The organism is Pseudomonadota bacterium, assembly GCA_018817425.1.
Classification (GTDB): Bacteria; Desulfobacterota; Desulfobacteria; order Desulfobacterales; family RPRI01; genus RPRI01.
In genome coordinates this window covers 35,353-53,708 of the sequence record JAHITX010000007.1, presented here as the reverse complement: position 1 = coordinate 53,708, position 18,356 = coordinate 35,353, and the positions used below count along the sequence as shown (strand labels likewise).

Sequence of the window (18,356 nt, the reverse complement as noted above, 5' to 3'; positions counted from 1 at the left end):
ATTCCGTTATCATAATAATCTTGAACTTAGCGGAATCAATGCAAAATACATATTATTATAGCGGCTTTGCAAATATATATTAATGCTATTATTTTGCTTTGCCGTCCCAACAAGACTTTTTTAAAGTCCACTTAATTTAAAATTTAAGATGCTTTTGCAAAATGTCAAAAACCGACTATTTCCAAAAGCGGAAAAGCTTAACTTATTTCAACGCTCGGAGTAAATCCAAGCACTTGTATTCTTTCTTCAGGCCCAGCCTTTCTATCCCCGGTCTTATGATGGGCTCCGTAAAAACCCATCTATATATATACAGATATAGAAAGAACTTTTTTGTCAAATAAAAAGTTAGGTGTCAAGGAATTAATAAACTCTATGAAACTTTTTTTGCTTATTTCTATTTTGAATATGCTTTTCGACAAAAATACAAAAAAAATAAACTTTTATTTGCTTTTTTTTCACTCATGGAATTAAATAATAACAAATTTCACTAAACTTGTGAATACGCTTTCTTAAAACATCAATAATAAACTTCCTTTACTCTATAATTTGTTAATAAATTTAACAATGAATTTTATGTGTTAGCAGCTTTGTATTCTATTTATAGTTTTCGTTTAATTATAAGGGAACTAAAAAAATGCTATCTGAAAGAGAAAATGAATATCTTTTGAAAGCTATAAATGCAGTTAAACGAAAAATTCTTGTTATTTCCCCGGACTTTAAAATTCTTGCGATAAACAGCGACTCACTGAAAACATTAAAACATGGCCTTATGGGTAAGCATTGTTATGAGGCTTTTCACGGCCTGGATTCACACTGTGATAATTGCCCGGCTGTAATTGTAAAGAATACAAAAAGCCCGGCCATGATAGATCAGAAAGCTTTGATAGAACAGGATAAAATGTTTTGCCTGTATTCCTATCCTATACTCTCGGAAAAAGAAATCGATGCCCTTGTTATTGTGGATTTTGATTTTCCGGCTCTTGAAGGGCTTGAAGAAAAACTTAAAAGATCAAATGCTTTTTTGCGGAATTTAATACTTAGTTCTGTAGATGGCGTTATTGCTGCGGATATGAAAGGTAAAATTCTTATATTTAATGACGCCGCTGCCAAGATAGGCGGTTTTAATGTTAAAGATGCTCTGGAAAATCTCAATATACGCGACGTATATCCCGGTGATGGGGCAAGAGATGTAATGCAAAAGCTTCGAAGCGATGATTTTGGAGGCAAGGGAAAGCTGAAATCCCATAAAACCGAAGTGGTTGGGAAAAACGGAGACAGAATTCCCATAAGTCTGAATGCCTCCATAATTTATGAGGATGATCGCGAAGTTGCCACAATAGGGTTTTTTCACGATATGCGTGATACAATAAAGATGAGAAAAGAACTGGAAAAAGCTCAGATACAAATTCTTCAGTCGGAAAAAATGGCATCTCTCGGAAAACTGGCGGCAGGTGTGGCTCATCAGTTAAATAACCCTTTAAGCAGCATTACTCTTTTTTCACAGCTTGTTTTGGAAGAATACACTTTGGAAGAAGGAGCTAAAAGTGACATTACGCGTATATTCAAAGAAGCACAAAGATGCCGGGATACGGTTAAAGAACTGCTTGAATTTGCCCGTCAGACCCGTCATGAAATGCGTTCGCATGACGTAAACACGGCTATTTCGCGTACATTGTTTTTGCTGGAGAATCAAACGCTTTTTCATAATATTGAAATTGAAAAAAATCTTTCTCCATCTCTTCCTGAAATATATGGGGATATACAACAGCTCAATCATGTTTTTATGAACATAATATTAAATGCCGCAGATGCAATGGAAGGAAACGGCAAGCTAAAAATAAAGAGCTATAAGCCTCCGGAAAAAGATGTTGTTGTTATAGAAATATCGGATACAGGGCATGGGATACCTGAAAATATTCTGGCTCATATATTTGAACCTTTCTTTACAACCAAAGAAGAAGGCAAAGGTACCGGTCTGGGATTAAGCCTTGCTTACAGTATTTTGGAAAACCACCATGGAAAAATTATTGCAAAGAGTGTTGTTGATAAAGGAACTACTATTATAATCGAGCTTCCGGCAGTAAATCCTGACAAGGGAGAATGCGAAAATTGAAAATCACCCAAGACACAACACATGTTCTTGTTGTTGATGATGAAGAAGGCATAAGAACTGGAGCTGAAAGAATCCTTGTCCGGATGGGTTTAAAGGTTATTACAGCTGAAAGGGGAGATAAAGCGCTTGATATCCTGGATAAACAAAAGGTTTCTATAGTTCTTCTGGATTTAAAAATGCCCGGACTTGACGGAATGCAGGTTTTGGTAAGAATCAAGGAAAAGAATCCTGACATTCTTGTGATAGTAATTACCGGCTATGCTACTGTTGAAACTGCTATAGAAGCTATGAAGCATGGCGCATATGATTTTATCGCGAAACCGTTTGAGCCGGAGCATTTAAGAATAATAGTAAACCGGGCTTTAGAAAAGATCAGATTGACTTTTGAAGCCGAAATTCTTGAGCTTGAAAGAAAAAGAACTTTAGCTGATCTGGGAACGGAAAAAAGCCGCATAAGAACCATAATTGAATCTCTTCCAAACGGAATTGTAGTAACCAATTCAAGTGGGCAGGTTGCGCTTATGAACCCGGCTTTTTTAAGGCATTTGGATATAGACCCGGTTGATAATTCTACTGACGAGCATATAGAACATTATGTTAAAGACGAGGGTTTTTGTTCGCTGGTTATGAAAATTTCACAAGGCTGTTATGGTGATATGGGAAGCATTTTGCCATATGAGTTTTCAACAAGTGACGACAAATTTCTAATGGCAAGGTTAAGACCCGTTTTAGGGGACGAAAATGAATGTCTGGGAGCAGTTATATCGGTAGAAGATATTACGGCATTGAAAGTATTAGACAGACTCAAATCCGAATTTGTTGCAAAAGTATCCCATGAATTAAGATCTCCTCTTTCGACTATACATGAGCAGTTAGCTTCTGTCTTAAATGATATGGCAGGCGGTGAATCTGATGATGAAAGACAGCTTTTGTCCCGCGCCAAGGAAAAAACAAGCGGCCTTATTTCTCTTATAGGTGATCTTCTCGACCTTTCGCGTATTGAAGCAGGTATGGTAAGTAAAGAACTTAACCCGGTGTGTATAAAAACACTGCTTAAGAGTATATTGGATTTTCTTGGTACCAGAGCTAAAACTAAACAACAGTCGCTTGAGCTATGTTTGCCTGAAAGTGACCTGCCTTCCATCAAATCAGACCCGCTGGCTCTTGAAAGCATTTTTGGCAATCTTATTACAAATGCCATAAATTATACTCAGGAAGGAGGGGAAATAAAAGTTGATGCCTGTTTTGATGGAAAAAATCTTGTAATAGAAATAAAAGATAATGGTTTTGGTATCGATCCAACGTATATTGATAAAATTTTTGATAAATTCTTCAGGATAAAAAATGAAAAAACAAGATTTATAACAGGAACCGGCTTAGGGCTTCCTATAGTAAAAGGTCTTTTGACCGATCTTGGCGGATCGATTTGCGTTAAAAGCGTTTTGGACAAAGGAAGTATTTTTACAGTGTCGCTTCCCGTGGGCGAGTATGGTGATCGAGAATCAGGGGGATAAGCGTTAAATCTATATTCGATCTTTTGCAAACCGGCCAGTATAGATATTTGCCATATGGCTGATATTGGTTTTAATATTTTCTATTCTTTGAACAGTCTGATCCAGGAGGAATTCTATGAGTCTTAAAAGCAAGCTGGAAAAGGGGAATTTTGTAATTTTGGCCGAACTTGAACCACCCAAGGGAATTGATGTCTCTTCGATGCTGGCAAACGCTAAAAGAGTTAAAGGAATTGTTGATGCTTTTGTAGTACCAGAAATGAGCAATGCCGTGATGCGTATGAGTTCTCTTGGAGGTGCATTATTACTGAAAGGAAAAGGGTTGGAAACCATTTTTCAGGTAAATTGCAGAGACCGAAACAGACTTGCAATACAAGCTGATCTTCTTGCGGCAGGTGCTTCAGGGATTTCCAACGTTATGGCTGTAACTGGTGAAGAAACACGTTTTGGTGATCATCATGAAGCAAAAGCTGTTTATGATCTGGATTTGATTGAGCTGATACGCACAATCAATTGCCTTAACAATGGCAAAGATATGGCGGGTGTTGAGCTGGCCGGGTCTCCCGAATTTCTTATCGGGTCCACTGTTAATGCAGGAGCAAGCGGTCAGGCTTTAACGCTTGAACTTAAGATAATGAAAAAAAAGATAGAAGCAGGGGCCAATTTTTTTATTACTCCTGCTTTGTTTGAAGTAAAAGGAATTCAACCTTTTTTGGAAAGAGTAGACCTTTCAAAAGTAAAAATAATTCCTACTGTACTTTTACTAAAATCTGCCGGAATGGCTAAATACATAAAACAGCACATGGACAATATAATGATTCCTGATTCTGTAGTAGAACGCATACAAAATGCTCCCGACAGAGTGCGCGAATGTGTGAAAATTGCTTCTGAAACCGTTTCAATGCTCAAAAATGAAGGATTTGCCGGAGCTTTTATTTCAACTCTGGGATGGGAAAATAAACTTTCCGAAATATTGGAATAAAGCAGGAAATCTTTATCTTACTGTTCTAACCGTTCAAGCGGTTAGAACAGTACCTTCAAAAGAATCCTCCTTTTTTATGAGCCGAAAAATAGAATGATATACATAAAGGTAGAAAAATATTACCATAAAAAATCTGTTAATAAGCTATATAATTGTTGAATATAATAAAATAAACAAATTATAAGTTTTGTGTAACTAACTTTTGGTTTTAGAATATTTTATTTTTTAATCTTTCCAGAGTTTCTTGCAATGGTGAAGCTATCCAAAACTTTATAATCACTTGTTGACCGGCCCTCTGGTCCCCAAGATGACAGTAAACATATTGAAAGTATTGTCTTTTTCAAAACACGATTGGGTTGAAAGTTTCTCGAAGTTCGAAATGATGTGTAATATCAGAGGGGTATATTAAATTCCCATAGAAAAGAAGACGTGGCAACGTCCAATTCGATTGTATGCTGAATTAGGCTGAAAGATGGCTGATATTTATGGATATTTGTTATAATTATGCACATGCAACCTTTATGGTTCCATTTTCATACTTTACTCTTTATTCATAAATTGCGGAAGCACTCCATTTTTCAAATACGCTGCAAATTCGCTTGCACAATGGAATTCTATTGAAACCTCAAATAAAATAATATTTGATTTTTACATAAATTGTGTAATATTTAAGGCTAAATTCTATTCAAAAGGAAATTAGCTATGCTTATTGAAATTAGTGTCACAAATTTCAAGTCTATTCAAACAAAGCAAACCCTCAGTTTGATGGCAAGTACTGCTTCTGAGCTGCGGAATCAAAACACCTTTCCCATTTTTGAACAGGACACGCCACGCTTACTTCGTTCTGCCGCCATTTATGGACCAAATGCTTCCGGTAAAACCAACTTCATAGAAGCGATTGAATTCATCAAGGATTTTGTCGTTGAGTCATCCAAGGAGGGACAAGAAGGGAAGCCTGTCGACGTCAAGCCTTTTCTATTTGATTACCACAATCGAAACAAGCCAAGCGAATTTGAGATATTGTTCATGCAGGATGGAATTCGATACCAATATGGTTTTGCTGTTAACCGCACCCATGTCACACATGAGTGGCTAATTGCATATCCAGAAGGACGCCCCCAGCGCTGGTTTGAAAGGGAGTTTAACATTGATGAAAAAAGTTACAGCTGGTATTTTGGAAGCAAGTTTAAGGGACACAAAATCGTGTTGCAGGAGGCAACGCGCACCAATGCCCTTTTTCTTTCTACATCTGTTCAACTTAATAATGACCAGTTGAAGCCCATTTATAATTGGTTCTATCAAGAGCTCCACGTAATCACTAGCGTAGCTGGTCTCCCACCGACATATTCAACCGCTATGTGCAGGACTGATGAAGGCAGGCGGAGAATTCTTAAATTTCTGAATGCTGCTGATCTGAGCATTGCAGACATCAAAGTTGAGATGAAAAAATTCGACTCAACCGCTTTGCCTTCCGACATGCCAGAGCCAATAAAGGATTTAATCAGGAAAGACCTGGATGGCACAGAAATTCCCGATCTTAAATTCTTGCACAGTGTAAAAAATACAGCGGAATTAGTTCCTCTTGATGACGATGACGAATCCGTTGGGACTAGAAAATTGTTTGCCATTTCCGGCCCCTGGCTTGATATACTCGACAATGGACATGTTCTGATTGTAGACGAAATGAATAATAGCATGCACCCCCTGATGGTGCGCTTTCTCATCGGGTTGATCAACAATCCCGAGAGTAACAAGCATAATGCACAGGTGATTTTTTCGACCCACGATACATCTGTGCTCGACAATGATCTGTTCCGTAGAGACCAAATTTGGTTCACGGAAAAGGACAGCGCCAATTCCACTAAGTTGTATCCATTGTCCGATTTCACTCCTAGAAAAGGGGAGGCTTTGGAAAAAGGCTACCTAAAGGGGAGGTATGGGGCGTTGCCTTATATCGGCGAGATGAGGTTTTGATGGGTTCAGACAATCTATTTCACAAACGCAAGCAACGGGGCATTGCATCCTTAAAAAGAAAAAAGGCTAGTAGAGCCCCCTATGATCGCGTGTTGATAGTTTGTGAGGGCTCCAAGACAGAGCCAAACTACTTTAAAGAGATACGGGATGCCTACCGTCTCCATTCCACCAACATCGAGATTTGCGGTGAAGAATGCGGCTCAGATCCCTTAAGTGTTATCAAATACGCCATAAGCAGATTTAAGCAAGATCCAGATTATGACCGTGTTTATTGTGTGATTGATCGTGACAGACATGCTAACTTTGATGACGCCATAGACAAATTACTCCAAAACAGTCGAAGAAAGGGCATCATTTTCTCCCCAATTATTTCCGTCCCCTGTTTCGAGTTCTGGCTACTGCTCCATTTCTACTATACAACCCATCAATTCTCTAGTCCGGTCGGATCATCAGATTGTGCATTGGTAATCTCCGAACTGACCAAAAACGGGCTAATACCCTCTTACAGCAAGGAAGCTCGGGATATCTTCTCCTTGACAAAACATCTGCTTCCTCAGGCCATCAAAAATGCCAAACAATTGCAGCGTTATAACCAAACCACTGGCACAAACAATCCTGCTACCAACATGCATGAACTCATCCAATATTTGATTGCACTAGTTCCACCTTAAACCTTTATTCCAATCAAAATGGGGAAAGGTTCGGGGACGAACCTTGAATTGGAGCAATATTGAAAATCACCATACAGAGCCAACAATCAGTTTCTGCCGATAAAGACGGCAGAACTGCACGTTAATCCCAGATCCATTTGATTGACAGCTGGTCGACATGCACAGGAATACAATTAAAGAAAAAACGAACAGAAGCATAGGGAGAGGATCATTGATCAAAGGTCTCAGAAAGCGGAACGAACAGTAACTGTTTATATTTTGGAGAAAAAAAATGTGGCCCCATGAAATGACATTATTGACATCGTGGTATGGATTGTTAGTTATAACTATTTTTGGATTGGTAGTTCTTGAATACGCTGAATCATTGTTGAGCTATTCGCGTTACCAGTCTTTTATAAAATGGTCCCGTACAGAAATCGTTATTATTTTGTTGATCTGCATGTTCATTACTTTGCTGATTGTGGATATAAGTCATACCCTTGAGATTGTAATTTTCTATGTCTATTTATTTTTATTATTTATTTATCCTTTATTAACCTTAGTTCTTGCAATGATTCAAAAGAATAAAAACTTCTCTCTTAACGGGAAATTGGTTTGCAATGATCTTAAGTTAAAATTGGATGGAGAAAATTTGACGGAGATTGACTCGCTTTTGAAGCTGTTACCAAAATGTGAGGAAATCAACGATGAAGTTATTGTGCAATCTCTTTGTGATGATCGCCCTGAAGTTCGAATGGCCACTGCAACTGTTGCAAAGCAATTAAAAATCGATGAACCTTTGATTTCCTGCATTCAGGGTAAACCCAAAGACTTTAAAAGATTGTCGGATTCAAAGGACAAGAGGGTAGTACCCCATCTAATAAAACGAGCGGAACATTTTTTGAAATGTGCCAAAGAAAAAAAAGGGGGAAATAGAACGAGTTTAATTGTAGATGCCATTACTTGTTTCAATGTCTCGAATATAGAAAAAACAACCGCTGAATACATAGTCAATATTTTTAAAGAATGTGATTACAATGATAGAAAGGTTATTCTTAAAAAGATATTTAAGCTTGATGAAAATGGAGACAAACTTTGCTCTTTGTTATTGAACGCATCAGAAAAAGATGGCAGTGAAAAAGTTGCTGAAACTTTCTGGGCGCTATTAAAGGCAAACCAGCTTAATCGTAATGCCTGGCAAGGGAGTGGGCGTATTTTATGGAATAAATTCAGTAAACTGATTGCAATAGATATATGCGGCAGCAACTCTTCAACAAGAAAACTTGCCGCAACCACCTGTATGAATCTCATTGATGAAGCTATGATTTTAGAGGGTATTGTTGGAGACCTTTCGGATTTTTCTTATCTTGTGAAATTGGGATATCCGCCTTTTTTAAAGCAGCTCATACTTAATGCAACCTCAAATAGTTCTGAAAGCCGCGCCTTGAATTCAATTCATGCTTTTGCCACACAAGTGGAAGAAAATGTGATTCCCGTGCCACTGTTAAAGATTCTTGGTGAAATGGATAACGTCAGCCTACCTGTAAAAGAGTATGAATCAAAACAAATTCCCGTATCAGAAGAACTTCGGGATGCATTAAGACTATTATTTGAACCCAGGATAATAGATGGTTTGTTTAATATTAAAGCTGCCATGCGTGGGTCGATGGTAAAAGTTGCGAAAACGTTCAGAATGGAATCAAAACTCTTGGAAGTTATTCAGGGAAATGATGATGATTTCAAACGAATCGCGTACTTAGATATTCCAGAGTACAATGAAAGACTCATAAAACTTGTCAAATCCGCTGATGATGAAGAACTGTCTATCATATCAATAATTTTGGATGCATGGTCAGAAAATGGGGGTGTGTCAAAAGAGAATTTAAACTACCTTGTTGGAAAGTTATTGAAAATTGCAAAATCTGCTAAAGGCAAAAAACTTCCAATTGTCTTGATGTTAATAGAGATGTGGACAAAAAACGGTTTTCAACCTGAAGCGAATTTAAAAGGTTTGCTTGATTTGATAAAATCAGCATCTGATCCGGTGGCAAATAAAATTATCACCTTTTTAATCGATCAAAAGGATCTCTCGATATTTACCAGTTTTTTGAATTCAGAGGGTAAGATTCAAGAGGTTTATTACCATGATCTGGAAAAATGTTCGAAACATTTTATCCAGGTTTTTGGAAAAGACGCATGGGAATCAATACAAACAGTTAAAATTAAAGAGCAAAAGAAGAGTGGGGTAAGTGCAGCAGGTTCTTCTATCCACCCGCCAGCGTATCCTGAATTGACGGAAGACTATTTTGACTTTGAATTGGTTGATTCAAAGGAGCTTTCAATGACTGGAGCCGGTATCAACGATTTCCAATCTGCTATTTCCAAATTAAATGAATCGAATTATAACCAGGCAGCCGTTTTATTTCGTAGTGCTATACAGAACGGGGTGAATGATCTTTGTGAAAACTATGCAAAGGCTGAACTTGCCAGGATCGCTTTAAAAGAAAACAATTTAATAGATGGAATTCAACTGTTTGCTTCAGTGCTCAAAGATGACCGAGTTCTGTATGAAAGTGCCCAACTTGCAGCCCAGTATTTATTTTTAATATACAAAGAGCTGGGACGTGAATCTGAAGTCTTAAAATTGGAGGGTCTTGCAACGATGACCATGAAGAAATCCAATCAATCCTTCTCTCCTGACGAAGCAAGGCGTGTAAAAAAACTGGTTAATGCCGGTAAAATAAATCAGAAGGCTCAGAAAACAGATTCAATCGTTGAAAAAGCGATTAAGGATTTAATAAAAGAATGTGAATGGCACATTATGAATGCAAACCAATATGAAACCAAGAAAGAGGAATTTAAACGCCGCGAAAACAATATCGTTCGCCCCATCGGTGAAAAACTGCACAAAGAAGGCGGTCTTGCATTAATGAGAAACGTATATCAGCAAGTAGAAAAAGTAATCATAGAAAAACATCAAAAAAGCTGTGATTCCGCCTTGAATATGAAATGGGGCCGAATTGGAGATTGGCGATCATAATGTTGCGTATGTATTCTTAAGCAAATCTTATTCTTCGTTCACGGATTCTCTAATCTTCCAGAACCCGACATACTTCCACATGATTGTATAGGGACGGTGTCCCTCGCATTAATCCGTCTTGGTTGAAATCATTGGTAATTTGGTCAGTGGCTGATAGAGCCCTCAAGCATTATGGAGACAATAATTTTCACATTTTTTATCATGATTTTGATATTCAAATTAAATTCTCGACTTGGAAGAGATCAGTGTCAAACCTTGATTTGTGATTGGGTACTCATATTTACAGATCAAGGCAACCCCATTTTCTCTACTTCCCTTTCCTCAAGTCGGACGTACACAATTAGTGGGCCTCACATTATACTGTTACTGCTTCAAAAGCAACACTCAGAGATTCTGCCTTTTCGTCAAATCGCCTTTCACGCTCAACCATACAAATTGTATTCGGATTTTCCGTTGCTCCTGTCATGAGACCGCCGCAATGTCTTGCCGTCAACCGCATTGTAGACGGTTCGGGGTCGATGGGATGGGAGCAAAAAAGAGAATGGTTGCGGCAAAAGGAGCTGTTCAATCGTTTTTAAATGATTGCTATCAAAAGCGGGACATGGTTTCTATGATAGTTTTCTGAAAAGATCATGCAGAAATAGTTCTTGAACCCACAGCCAGTGTGGAACTTGCTGCACGACGCTTAAAAGAAATTCCTGTAGGCGGTAAAACACCGCTTGGCGCCGGTATCCTTGAGGCATACCGTCTTTTGGAACGGGTTGGCAGGAAACGTCCTGAGATGCGCTTTCTCATTATGCTTATTACGGACGGGCGTTCAAATCAGTCGATAACCTCAATGGCGCCCGATGAGGAAATCGCACGCATGGCTGCATTGTTGAACGGGCAGCCGGGAGTTGATATTATTGTCGTGGATACCGAAGAAAAAGGGCGCTTTACGACAATGGATCGTGCTGCATCCATGGCTGCGCTGCTTGGTGCAAATTACTACACTATTGATGATCTTAAGGCTGAAACACTGATTAATATTGCAATAGCTATATATAATCCAAAAAAGAAATAAAAAAACAAATAATATTGGTGAACTTTATTTAAGTTACATAAAAATTTCCACGGGCTTATTTTGTTGTACAGGTTTAAAATATATGCGCTTAACTTTCGAGTCCCAGATCATGGGCTCTCCTGTGTAAGGATTTCCAAATTCTCCTTTATGAGTATCAAGAAATTGCTGCATATTCTCCGGAGCTATGTTTTCCGTACTTGATAAGACTTTCAGTGTTGCAAGTCTTCTTAATCCCTCAAGGTTATATCCTTTATCTATATACCCTATAAATTTCGAAATGTCTGGTTCAGTTATCGAAGCTAAGATCTCTCCAACAGGGTTATACAGGAAAGAAAATTTGACTTGCTTATCAGTATTGGCAAAACCATTCCTTGCAACCTCAGCAGCAAATTTTTGCGGTGTCATTTCTGACAGTTCAATCTCTTTTTGGTATAAAGAAAAATATCTGTTCCTTGTAGCATTTTGTTTTAAAAGGTTGGTTGGAGGCCATTTTGTTTTAGACCGATGAAGCAAATCCATCCCAAAAATCCAGAAATAAGTTTCACCATGTAATGCTTTTGTCAGTGATGTAGCATTTTGATCAAATGGCCTTAGTATCATCTCAACAGTTTTCTGTTGCTTAAAATTTAAACTATGACGTGAGCAAAGCTCTGCAACAAATCTGATATCTGTGCTTAAAATTGAATAAGAATAAAGTTTTGGTAGCAGGGTTTTTGTGTTTATAGCAATAAAACGCCAAAATTCAGCATCATTTTGAATTGAATTTAATGCGCTGCTCAAATCACCATGTTGAGCAAAGAGCGCTATTTGCATGAGTTTTACTTTATGAATATTTCGAATTGTTGAAAAATCAAGTGCCGGAGTACAAAAACTGTATTCCAATGGCTCTACATACTTATGAAAATTGTATAACTTATCGTACCTCCCAAGCAGTTCCTTGTTATTTTGCAAAAGACTGTCAACTTCGTTATGGTTTGCTAAAACGTAATCCAATATCCCATTGTCTTTTCGTACATAAAACTCAGGCATTCTCACCCGCGAGGAGCGCGTTTTTTTGCGATTGCTCAATCTGTTTGTTGGTCGGGAATTTGGAGCCGGCACTGAACTTGTTCGGGAGATAGTGCTACTCCTCCTGCGCTTTGGTCGCTCCGAAGGAGGGGTGAAGAATACTTTATTCTTGTTTGCGGATGCAAGTTTTTTACAGGTGTTTATATCCCCTTTAATAGCAGCTGTCTTAAGATTACGGAGTATCTCTTCTTCTTTAACGAAAGGCGGTCCTCCGGATGGTGATGTGAAACCAAGTAATGCTATCCATGCATTATCAACCTGTAAAACTTCAGGAACGGGGGCGTTTAAATCCTCCATCATAAGAGAGTCAGGCTTTTCATCATATAGTATAATCCAGGAAAACAGTGCTACATAGAATAGAACTATTGCTATTCCGAACCTCTTTACTCCTGTTCTTGCAATATCGTTGTCATCCTTGTATCCACTGCGGGAATATCCTGAACAGCACTTTTTGATAAATTTAAGAAAGATCGAAAAAACAACTATCAACCAACTGGGTATAATTACAAATAGAATAAATGTAATAAGTACGCTCATTATGCCTTTTGTTTTCGATAATTGATGGGCTGATATTACATTGGAACAATAGTTTCTGATTGCAAAGCACAAGATAATCAGGAAGCATAACTTTAAAAGAAAAATGCATAATGGGGTATAAATAAAAACATCTATACTTACATTTTTATTCATAGTTATAGTTGTAGGAAGATATAGTTTAATAACAAGATCAGTAAGAACTTTTGCCAAGGCTGCCGGAAGAAATGACCACGCAAAAATACGATAAAGATCATCAAATGATGCTTTGCCTCCCAGCTTTTGACCTACCCACAACTCAATTCGTGGATAAATCAACGTGATTATTATGCCCATTAATGGACCAAATAAAGCACCTAACAGTAAAGCAAACGGAACAGAGACAAATGAAGTTCGAAGAAACAGGAATGTCATCATCAGGGCGCCATTGATAGCATTAATTGCTACAGCGGTGAATATAGATTGATTCAGTGATAGCTCTCGCATGGCGCGGGGGCTGAATATGGCAAGAAGATACTTTTTAATGATCATTGTAAATCCTTTCACTGGCGAATTCATTTAATAATCAATCAGGATAGGGGAAGATCAGTGTCAAATCTTGCTTTGTGATTGGATACTCATATTTACAGATCAAGGCAACCCCATTTTCTCTACTTCCCTTTCCCCAAGTCGGGCACACTTTATTGGTGGATCTCATATTATACTGTTACCGCATCAAAAGCAACACTCAGAGGATATTGGAGACACCCTTAAAGATTGATATTACAGCATGTTTACTTTAGGTTTTTTGTAAAGCCATGCTGTGGTAATTTGCAACAGTATGGCTTTATTTGTGCCGTAAAACTCAACATTGATATAACTATCTATAAAATCTGATTAATATTTCGTTATTGTTTTTATAATTTATCGTTACTTACCTATAGTGCCGTAAATTCCATCAGTTCATAAATTTTATGTTTTGGAATTAATTAGCCGGGCTTATCTGCTATTATTATAATATTATCAAATTGTTGTGAAATAATTATGCCTTATGTGGTGAGTTGGCATATGCTTTGCTCTATATATAAACCTAAAAGAAAATAAAAAATTAATTAAATATATATAAAAACCAAAGGAGAAAAAAATGGCAAGTCAAAAAGAGCAAAGAAGCAAAGTGGGATATGGATCTACTTACAGAAAAGGTAATACTAAAGAAACTAATCCAACCGAAATAAAAACCGTTTTGGGAGGACAGACCTGGATGGTAAAACCTGACAAAAGCGCGCATACAACCAATCCCTGTATATGGATGCAGGCCGGCCTTGTGAATTTTAAAGATTGTAATAATTTTTATGATTGTACCACATGCAAATATGATCTTGGCATGAGTAAAAAAGTAGAAAAAGGAAACAGCATCAGCTGGCAGGATGCAATGAGAACAAAGCCTTATTTAAACAGGATTTGCAGGCACAGCCTTACAAACAGGATTGAAAAGAGAGCCTGCGCCTATGATTATAAATGTGCAACATGCGATTTTGACCAGTTTTTTGAAGATGTCTGGACAACCAAAAACAAGGCAATGCCCGGCGAAATCCAACAGGTAAAAGGCTTTGATGTTCCCGTGGGTTATTATTTCCATAACGGCCATACATGGGCAAGAATTGAAAGCGGAGGATTTATCAGAATCGGGCTTGACGATTTTTCTTTAAAATTATTAGGCAAAGCCGATGCGTTTGACCTTCCGCTAATGGGAAAAGAACTTGATCAGGGAGCAGCCGGTTGGGGATTAAGACGCAAAGATAACAAGGCGGATGTTCTTTCTCCGGTTGATGGTGTAATAGTTGAAGTAAATGCCGATGTAAGGGAAAAACCCGAACTTGCAAACCGTGAACCTTATGGAGACGGCTGGCTCTTTATGGTGCGTTCACCGGACATCAAGAAAACGGTTAAACAGCTTATGGATGATACGAATAGTCTCGGATGGATAAGTGAAGAAGTAGTTGCGCTTGAAAGAATGGTGGAAGATGTCGCCGGACCTCTTGCAGCTGATGGCGGCTATTTTATGGAAGATATTTACGGAAATCTTCCGGGTCTTGACTGGAGTAATCTTACAAAAACTTTTCTTAAAACATGATTTTGCAATGAATAGATGTAGGGGGCAGAGCACATGGCGGCATATGAAATGCCGCCCTACGGAATGTGAGATTGTAAGAGATATTGCGATTGGCGCCATACGGTAGATGATGTAGGGCGGGGTTTTACACCCCGCCAAATATTTCATAATTCGAAATTATTTATTCGATAGAGCCACTTTCAAAACGTTTCAGTTTGGTCAAGCTCAAGGCGGGAGAAAATTTCAACCATAGGAATACATTTAGTATTTCGAGGATTGAAATTTGAGCCCAACGCAGAGATCGGCCAAAATGGGGCGTTTTGAAACTGGCTCGATATTCTACATTCAGTTTTTTTTAACAAACCTGATAAAATAAGTCAGCGTTTATATGAATCAGAGAACCTTGTATAGCGAGGGTATAAATGGAATCTCTCCGATTAAATAAAGAAAACAAAAAAAGCTCCCCCTGTGTATGGATGCAGGCCGGAGTTGTTCGCTCAAAGAATTGTAATGCTTTATATAACTGTGCGACCTGCCAATATGATATAACCATGACTGATATGGCAGATACAAACAAAAATATTGCCGGAAAAAGTACTGCCAAAGGTAAAAAGCATAAAAACATTGTACACTGGATGGAAAAGCTGAAAGATTTACCTGTATCAAAAAGACCATGCATACACCATATGAAAGGCCGGATAGATTTCAAGCCCTGCGGGCATGATTATATGTGCGTAAATTGTGAGTTCGACCAGTATTTTTCTGATCAATATACTGTTCATGCAACTGTTAACCCGGTTGAAGTATTAAATGTTCAGGGATTCAAAATTCCTCAGGGCTATTATCTTCATAAAGGACATGCATGGGTCAAGATTGAAGAAGGAAAAACCGTAAGAATAGGACTTGATGATTTTGCACTTAAAGTATTCGGTCCGCTTGAACAAATTGAAGCTCCACTTATTGGAAAACAGCTGATACAGAACAAATCGCAGATTACCATAAAACGCGGCAATCGCTGTGCAACTTTGCTTTCACCTGTTAGTGGAGTGGTAACAGACATCAATCCTAAATTAAGAGAGGATGCAATGCCGGCCGGAAAAAATCCTTATACTGACGGCTGGATTTTAAGAGTTCACTCTGAAAAATTAAAAGATGACATAAAGAACCTTTACATTGCCGATCAATCAAAGGAATTCATGAAAAAAGAAGTAGATGTTCTTTACAAAGCTATCGAAAATTCCGGTCAGCTTTTAAATACCGACGGAGGCTTTCTTGCCGAAAATATTTACGGTAATATACCGCAACTTGGCTGGGAGAAACTAACGCAGCTATTTTTACGGTCTTAATCTTTTAATCTCATCATCTAAAAGTATTTTGCAGTACCTGCACAACTGATCCGATTTCCGGTCAACATCTTTCTCTGTCCGGCAATAATGCATTATACATGAATGATCTTTGCAATGCAGAAGATTGAATGTATGACCAAGTTCATGGATTGCTTCTTTGACAATTCTTTCCGGTAATGAAATACTTTCTCTGATTCCTGAGAGGCAATCTTTAAGCCTGTATATCGATACTATAGAGGTTCTTCCCCCGAGCTGGGCTTCTCCGTATACATGTGTCAGTATAGGAATGAATAGATCTACATCGGTTACGGCAAGAACTTTGAGTGCATACTCAGGTGCACAGCTTTCCAGCTTTCCTAAAATCGATGTAGAATTATGCTGATTCCGGCCCGGATCAAAAGCAAAACCGATATTTTCAAGCAATGGTTTAACCATAGCCTGAAAACCGAATCTATGGCTTATCACCTTTTTAACAGACCCGATTATTTTTGCATCAATATTTCCGATAGGAGAAATGATGATTTTATGTTTGGAATCTATATTCAAGCTTATAGACTAAGGTTTTATTATGTTGTATCGTTTAATCTTGCTGTAAAGTGTTGACCTGTCAATCCCTAATACTTTGGCTGTAGCGGATATATTCCAATCGTTTTCAGAAAGTATTCTGTTAATATGGTTTTTTTCAATTCCTTCAAGGGTGTTCTTGGATGGAATATAAATTCCATCAGGCCGGAAAATAGGCAAATCCTGAGGGATAATGTTTCTTTTTTTTGCGATAACAACCGACCGCTCTATTGCATTTTCAAGCTCTCTTACATTACCCGGCCATTCATAAAGCATCATTTCATCCATTGCATCACGACTTATACGGTCAATTTGCTTGTTTGTTTCCTGTGTAAAACGATGGAGAAAGTGATCGGCCAAAAGCGGAATGTCTTCCTTTCTTTCTCTTAATGAAGGCATTTTAAATGAAACGACATTCAACCGGTAATATAAATCTTCTCTGAATATACCTTTTGCGATAGCTTCCTGAAGGTTTCTGTTTGTGGCGGCAATAATCCTGAAATCCGCTTCTATAGGCTGAGTGCCGCCAACCCTGTAAAATATACGATCTTCAAGCACCCGCAACAGATCGATCTGCATTCGCATGCCGATCTCTCCGATTTCATCCAGAAAGAGTGTTCCTCCATGAGCCATCTCAAGACGGCCTTTTTTTGTAGTTTTAGCATCGGTAAAAGCTCCTTTCTGGTATCCGAATAGTTCACTTTCCATCAGATTCTCAGGTATGGCGCCGCAATTAACCACTACAAAAGGACCCTGGCATCTTGTGCTGTGTGTATGTACGGCCTTTGCTGCAAGACCTTTTCCCGTGCCGGTTTCACCAGTGATAAGCACCGTAGTATTTAAAGGAGCAACATTTTGTATAAGCTCAAATACTTCCTGCATTACACCGGATTGACCTATCAGGCTTTCAAATCTTGTTGTTTCCTTGAATTGTTCTCTAAGATAAAGATTTTCCCTTGCCTGAGCCTGATTTTCCAGTATTTTTTCTATAAGAACACCAAGCTCATGCGGGTCAAAAGGTTTGAGAAGATAATCATATGCTCCTTTTTTCATAGCTTCAATTGCGGTTTGTATGGAGCCATATGCCGTAATCATAACAACGGAAACATCAGGGTCGCTTTCTTTAACTGCTTTTAATACTTCAAGGCCGCTTATTCCTTCCATCTTTATATCTACAAGCAGTATATCAAATCGGGTGTCTTTGATTTTATCAAGAGCTTCTTCCCCGCTTTCCGCTGTTTGGACCTCGTGGCCGTCTCTTTGAAGCCATCCGGCCAATGATTCTCTCATTATCAGCTCGTCATCAACTATAAGAAGCTTTGCTCTGTTCATCAATAAACCTCCGCAGTTTAAGGAAGCAGGATATCAGTGGCTGGGCTTGAAAGAACATGCTCAGCCGATAAGAACGTTAGTCATTAG

The 18,356-nt window shown here is 38.3% G+C and carries 12 protein-coding genes; 9 read left to right on the top strand and 3 right to left on the bottom strand.

Annotation, left to right across the window (positions count from 1 at the left end):
• The first annotated feature begins 634 nt into the window (after window positions 1-634).
• From KKC46_01510 to KKC46_01480, 7 genes are all read left to right on the top strand, one after another.
• Window positions 635-2,113 carry a PAS domain S-box protein gene (locus KKC46_01510; GenBank protein ID MBU1052487.1) on the top strand — a complete coding sequence of 493 codons (1,479 nt, stop codon included), beginning with the start codon at window positions 635-637 and terminating at the stop codon, window positions 2,111-2,113.
• Window positions 2,101-3,627, top strand: coding sequence for a response regulator (locus tag KKC46_01505; GenBank protein ID MBU1052486.1), 1,527 nt, complete (start codon window positions 2,101-2,103; stop codon window positions 3,625-3,627). Before KKC46_01510 ends, KKC46_01505 begins: the two co-directional genes overlap by 13 nt.
• A gap of 115 nt (window positions 3,628-3,742) precedes the next feature.
• On the top strand, window positions 3,743-4,606 hold the full coding sequence (locus KKC46_01500) for a methylenetetrahydrofolate reductase (protein MBU1052485.1): 864 nt from the start codon (window positions 3,743-3,745) through the stop codon (window positions 4,604-4,606).
• 702 nt (window positions 4,607-5,308) lie between these two features.
• Window positions 5,309-6,580 carry an AAA family ATPase gene (locus KKC46_01495; protein MBU1052484.1) on the top strand — a complete coding sequence of 424 codons (1,272 nt, stop codon included), beginning with the start codon at window positions 5,309-5,311 and terminating at the stop codon, window positions 6,578-6,580.
• Complete coding sequence (locus tag KKC46_01490) at window positions 6,580-7,251, top strand: RloB family protein (protein MBU1052483.1); 672 nt, start codon at window positions 6,580-6,582, stop codon at window positions 7,249-7,251. Before KKC46_01495 ends, KKC46_01490 begins: the two co-directional genes overlap by 1 nt.
• Window positions 7,252-7,522: 271 nt before the next feature.
• Window positions 7,523-10,270 carry a hypothetical protein gene (locus KKC46_01485; GenBank protein ID MBU1052482.1) on the top strand — a complete coding sequence of 916 codons (2,748 nt, stop codon included), beginning with the start codon at window positions 7,523-7,525 and terminating at the stop codon, window positions 10,268-10,270.
• 664 nt (window positions 10,271-10,934) lie between these two features.
• Window positions 10,935-11,333, top strand: coding sequence for a VWA domain-containing protein (locus KKC46_01480; protein MBU1052481.1), 399 nt, complete (start codon window positions 10,935-10,937; stop codon window positions 11,331-11,333).
• Between the two features lie 33 nt (window positions 11,334-11,366).
• On the opposite strand, the gene KKC46_01475 is transcribed toward KKC46_01480, so the two are convergent.
• Window positions 11,367-13,466, bottom strand: coding sequence for a YIP1 family protein (locus tag KKC46_01475; protein ID MBU1052480.1), 2,100 nt, complete (start codon window positions 13,464-13,466; stop codon window positions 11,367-11,369).
• Window positions 13,467-14,058: 592 nt separating this feature from the next.
• Between KKC46_01475 and KKC46_01470 the strand changes: the two genes are divergently transcribed.
• The gene (locus tag KKC46_01470) at window positions 14,059-15,048 is read left to right on the top strand and encodes a glycine cleavage system protein H (GenBank protein ID MBU1052479.1); all 990 of its coding nucleotides are present in this window, start codon (window positions 14,059-14,061) and stop codon (window positions 15,046-15,048) included.
• 401 nt (window positions 15,049-15,449) lie between these two features.
• On the top strand, window positions 15,450-16,373 hold the full coding sequence (locus tag KKC46_01465) for a glycine cleavage system protein H (GenBank protein ID MBU1052478.1): 924 nt from the start codon (window positions 15,450-15,452) through the stop codon (window positions 16,371-16,373).
• Here the strand turns inward: KKC46_01465 and KKC46_01460 are convergent.
• Window positions 16,362-16,919: an archaemetzincin gene (locus KKC46_01460; GenBank protein MBU1052477.1), complete on the bottom strand. Its 558-nt coding sequence runs from the start codon at window positions 16,917-16,919 to the stop codon at window positions 16,362-16,364. The two genes, KKC46_01465 and KKC46_01460, sit on opposite strands and share 12 nt — an antisense overlap.
• A gap of 9 nt (window positions 16,920-16,928) precedes the next feature.
• Window positions 16,929-18,269, bottom strand: coding sequence for a sigma-54 dependent transcriptional regulator (locus KKC46_01455; GenBank protein MBU1052476.1), 1,341 nt, complete (start codon window positions 18,267-18,269; stop codon window positions 16,929-16,931).
• Between the last annotated feature and the right edge of the window lie 87 nt (window positions 18,270-18,356).

Excerpts from the sequence above, each read along its gene's own strand:
- KKC46_01510 (MBU1052487.1), top strand. The coding sequence starts at position 635 with ATGCTATCTGAAAGAGAAAATGAATATCTTTTGAAAGCTATAAATGCA.
- KKC46_01505 (MBU1052486.1), top strand. The coding sequence starts at position 2,101 with ATGCGAAAATTGAAAATCACCCAAGACACAACACATGTTCTTGTTGTT.
- KKC46_01500 (MBU1052485.1), top strand. The coding sequence starts at position 3,743 with ATGAGTCTTAAAAGCAAGCTGGAAAAGGGGAATTTTGTAATTTTGGCC.
- KKC46_01495 (MBU1052484.1), top strand. The coding sequence starts at position 5,309 with ATGCTTATTGAAATTAGTGTCACAAATTTCAAGTCTATTCAAACAAAG.
- KKC46_01490 (MBU1052483.1), top strand. The coding sequence starts at position 6,580 with ATGGGTTCAGACAATCTATTTCACAAACGCAAGCAACGGGGCATTGCA.
- KKC46_01485 (MBU1052482.1), top strand. The coding sequence starts at position 7,523 with ATGTGGCCCCATGAAATGACATTATTGACATCGTGGTATGGATTGTTA.
- KKC46_01475 (MBU1052480.1), bottom strand. The coding sequence starts at position 13,466 with ATGATCATTAAAAAGTATCTTCTTGCCATATTCAGCCCCCGCGCCATG.
- KKC46_01470 (MBU1052479.1), top strand. The coding sequence starts at position 14,059 with ATGGCAAGTCAAAAAGAGCAAAGAAGCAAAGTGGGATATGGATCTACT.
- KKC46_01465 (MBU1052478.1), top strand. The coding sequence starts at position 15,450 with ATGGAATCTCTCCGATTAAATAAAGAAAACAAAAAAAGCTCCCCCTGT.
- KKC46_01455 (MBU1052476.1), bottom strand. The coding sequence starts at position 18,269 with ATGAACAGAGCAAAGCTTCTTATAGTTGATGACGAGCTGATAATGAGA.